The sequence below is a fragment of the Geobacillus sp. genome (assembly GCF_017515625.1).
Taxonomy (GTDB): Bacteria; Bacillota; Bacilli; order Bacillales; family Anoxybacillaceae; genus Geobacillus; species Geobacillus stearothermophilus.
On sequence record NZ_JAFWFM010000217.1, the window covers coordinates 1 to 3,820 of the forward strand.

A 3,820-nucleotide genomic window follows, 5' to 3' on the forward strand; every position below is an offset into this window, starting at 1 on the left:
AGCGCCGAAAGCGGCGGTGAAGGAAGCCCCGAAGGCGCCGGTGAGCGAAGCGCCGAAAGCGGCAGTGAAGGAAGCACCGAAGGCGCCGGTGAGCGAAGCGCCGAAAGCGGCAGTGAAGGAAGCACCGAAGGCGCCAGTCAGCGAAACACCGAAAGCGACGGGGAAAGGGGAGCTGAAAGTACCTGTCAACGAAACACCAAACGCACCAGTAAATGAAACACCGAATGTGCCGGTCAATGAGGCGCCAAATGCCGCGAACGCCGAGGGAGCGAAAACGCCGACTGTCGAACCGCCGTTTGTGCATACGATCCCGCCGGCCGCTGCGTCCTCTCACGTTTCATTTGCCAAATCGTTGTCGAATCTGCCGCCGATTCCGCCGAAGCCGAGCAATATTTTACCTGGCATTATGAAAGAGGAAACAGGAGAAAGCCCGGATAAACTGAAAGGGGAGCAGATGGAACCGGAAAGTGATGAAGCGCCGCCGCTTCCGAACATTCCATACGTTCCGGTCGCGCCGCCGCCAGCGCCGGCGTTTGGCAGTGATCAAGGATGTGTGCCGGTGACGCCGATTTTGCCGGGGCCAGGGTTTTATGTGCCGCCGTTGCCAGCGATGCCGCCGTATTCTCCGCTGCCCAATCCGCCGGCCGGGGAAAGCCCAGAAAGCGGTGCAGCACCTTATCCAGGCATCAGTGAAAGCAGCAGTGAATCGGCGGAGTCCCCACCGCTTCTTGGGCCGGGTGGACATGGGGCTGCCATCCCGCCGACGCCGCCAGCGGGAGCCGCTTTCGCTTCGCCGGGATACGCGCCGCCCGGGGTGTATGCGCCTCCGGCTGGGTATCCGCCAGTTGCCTATATGCCTGTATATTCGCCGGTTCCGCACTATGGGGGGTATGCACCGCCTGGCGTGTACGTGCCGCCGGCTCCATACGGGTATGCCCCACAACAGGCGGCGCCGCTTCCGTGGCCGGGCGTCGTCTACCCGACAAGCCCGCCTGGGTATGCGCCTTCGCCTGCTCCGCCGGCCGCCAGCCCGCGCCTGTTTGCCGGGCCGCCGGATGAGGAGAGCGAACATGGTGAAGAACAATAATCCAATCGAAAGAGACGCCGTCGGCCGTCTCTTTTTTCTTCTTGACCGCCAATATCGGCTTGTTATTCAACAAGTTGTGGCATTGAAACCGCATGTCTTCGCCATTGCCGCCCGGCAAGGAATGTTTGTCGCCAAAGCGTATCGCTTTCCTGTTGCGGCCGCGCGGCACGCCTGGCTTCTTGCCGCATTAAGGAAGACCGGTTTTTCCGACGCGCCGGCCCCTATGCCGATCGGGCGCGGAGGAGTGGTTGAAGCCGGCGGATGCTATTGGCTGCTGACGGAATATGTAGCCGGAGCGCGTCCAATCTCGTTTGCCGCTTGGGCTGACGCCGCTGACGGACTTCATTTGCTCGAACGTTACCATACCATAACGGCAAACATCGCCAGCAGCAAGCAGGAGGCGATAGGGCTACCGCGTGCGCAGCTGTATGACAAATGGCGGCGCTGCTATGAGGAGTTTTGCCGACATTTGCCTGTTGTTGAAACGATCATGGACAAAGAAGACATTTTATTTACGCTGCGCTGGGCGGATTACTGTCTATCAACGTGTCGCGAGCATGCTCCAGAGTTGACGGAGGATTCTGCTGCCATCATTCATGGTGATGTCGCCTCCCATAATTTTTTGCGCACCACAACCGGCCAGATGTACCTCATCGACTATGACGCGGCCGCTCTTGCCTCGCCCGGGCTTGACTATTGCCAATACGCCAATCGCCTCTTGCCGTATATCGGTTGGTCATATTCAACACTCGCCCGTTTCGCTCCGCTTCGCCGTTGGTTGGAAAAACGCTGGTTTTTGCATGCGCTCTTATTTCCGGCTGATGTGTTTCGTGAATGGCGGTCAGCCGCCGCGCGCCGCCGCCCTCTTGTGTTTGACCGCAAGCGGAGAGAACGGTTTGTCCGTAGCCTTTATGCTATGCTACAATGAGAAATGGAATCTTTGGAAAAGGAGTCGAGGGCGGATGCAAGAAAAAATTGACAAACTCGTGCAATGGTTGCGTGACCAAGTCTCATCAGCCGGTTTAAACGGGGCGGTCGTCGGCATCAGCGGCGGCATCGACTCGGCGGTTGTCGCCCATTTGATTAAGCGTGCCTTTCCGGACGATTCGCTGGGGCTGATCATGCCTTGCAAAAGCAATCCGAAAGATATGGAAGATGCGCTGAAAGTGGTGAAAAGCTGCGGCATCCGGCATTTGGTCATCGATTTGACCGAGGCGCACCGGACGTTGTTTGGCGCGGTCGAGGCCGAGCTGAAAGCCATCGGGGAATGGAGCGAAGAGCGCGCGCGCCTCGGAGATGCGAATACAAGGGCGCGTTTGCGCATGACAACGTTGTATGCGGTCGCCAACAATTACGGCTATCTCGTCGTCGGTACGGACAACGCCGCCGAATGGCATACGGGCTACTTTACGAAATACGGTGACGGTGGAGTCGATTTAGTGCCGCTCATTCACTTTACAAAAGGCGAAGTGCGCGAAATGGGTCGTCTGCTCGGCGTCCCGGAAGAAATTATCAAGAAAGCTCCAAGCGCCGGACTGTGGGAAGGGCAGACGGATGAAAGCGAAATGGGCACGACGTATGAAATGATCGATAAATATTTAAAAGGGGAAGAGATTCCAGAACGCGATCGGAAAATTATTGAACGGCTTCATGAACGTTCGCATCATAAACGACAGTTGGCGATTGCGCCGCCGAAGTTTTAAGCTGTCATCTCGTTGGGTTGAACTAACAGCGATAAACCCCCCGCGTTTGCCGCAAGCTAAACGTAAGGCTGGCTTCATGCCAGCCTTGGGCGAAGGAAACCAAGGGGGGTTTTCCATTGAGATACGCGGTCAGATGGATCGGCGTGTTGTCGGTCGCCGGATTGCTCGCCTCATGCACCAACTACCGGGCGAATGAGGAAGGGGCGCAGCGTTATCATGATGCGGCGAGACCGATCGGTTTTTACTCGACGGAGCGAGGCGACGATTTCCGCTATGGCCAATATGGGACGAATGCGCTCAATTATGACAACCGTTATATATGGGCGCGCCGCGGTCCGGTCACCGATTATTTGACGGACGACGGCCGCCTCGGAGGACCAACAGCGACCCGGTTTGACACGGACGTTCCGGCTCTTCCGCCCGACGTCGATTTCGGTGACAGTGATTACAACTACCATGGGCATTTGCACTCGCTAAACGTCGATCCGCACCCGTCGTACTACCGAAGCTATGCCGGCGGTTTGGCTGAGAAGCTTTCCCGCCGCGCCGCAGCGGTGAACGGAGTCGACGATGCCCGCGCGGTTGTGTATGGCGATCAGGCGCTCATCGCGATTGCCACAGACGCCCGCCATCCCAAGCGGCTTGAGAAGCGTGTCGAGCAAGCGGTCGCTCCGTACGCGGACGGCAAGCGGGTGCGCGTCACCTCGAATCCGAGCATGTACCACCGCATTCGCACGATTGACAACGCGCTTCGACGCGGGACTCCAATCAATATGGAAGAAATCCGCCGTGATTTGCGCACCATTTTTATCGATGGCACGATTCAAGAACGGCCGGAAAACACTCGGTGACAAACCGAAAAAGGCGTCCCAAAAAAGCGGGGCGCCTTTTTTCATGGCTGCTCCTTCGCTGGTGTGAGTAAAATATTTGTGGGTGACATTCAGGAATGATTCCCCGACGAGGGTTGCGAACTTTTGTTCGCGACGCTCGTCGGGGCCACCAAGCGAAGCGCGGTAGAAAAAAGCAAATG

Annotated in this window: 4 protein-coding genes; all 4 read left to right on the forward strand. The window is 57.6% G+C overall.

The features are described 5' to 3' along the window. Positions 1–1,087 (forward strand): peptigoglycan-binding protein LysM (locus IKE44_RS12675; RefSeq protein WP_287466086.1); only part of this gene is annotated, 1,087 nt, incomplete at its 5' end. Further along, positions 1,071–2,015: a phosphotransferase gene (locus IKE44_RS12680; protein WP_049624747.1), complete on the forward strand. Its 945-nt coding sequence runs from the start codon at positions 1,071–1,073 to the stop codon at positions 2,013–2,015. The genes IKE44_RS12675 and IKE44_RS12680, both read left to right, overlap by 17 nt. 34 nt (positions 2,016–2,049) lie before the next feature. Then, positions 2,050–2,790: an NAD(+) synthase gene (gene nadE / locus IKE44_RS12685; protein WP_033014805.1), complete on the forward strand. Its 741-nt coding sequence runs from the start codon at positions 2,050–2,052 to the stop codon at positions 2,788–2,790. Between the two features lie 116 nt (positions 2,791–2,906). Then, positions 2,907–3,641, forward strand: a complete 735-nt coding sequence (locus IKE44_RS12690) for a YhcN/YlaJ family sporulation lipoprotein (RefSeq protein ID WP_287466089.1) — start codon at positions 2,907–2,909, stop codon at positions 3,639–3,641. Positions 3,642–3,820: the final 179 nt, after the last annotated feature.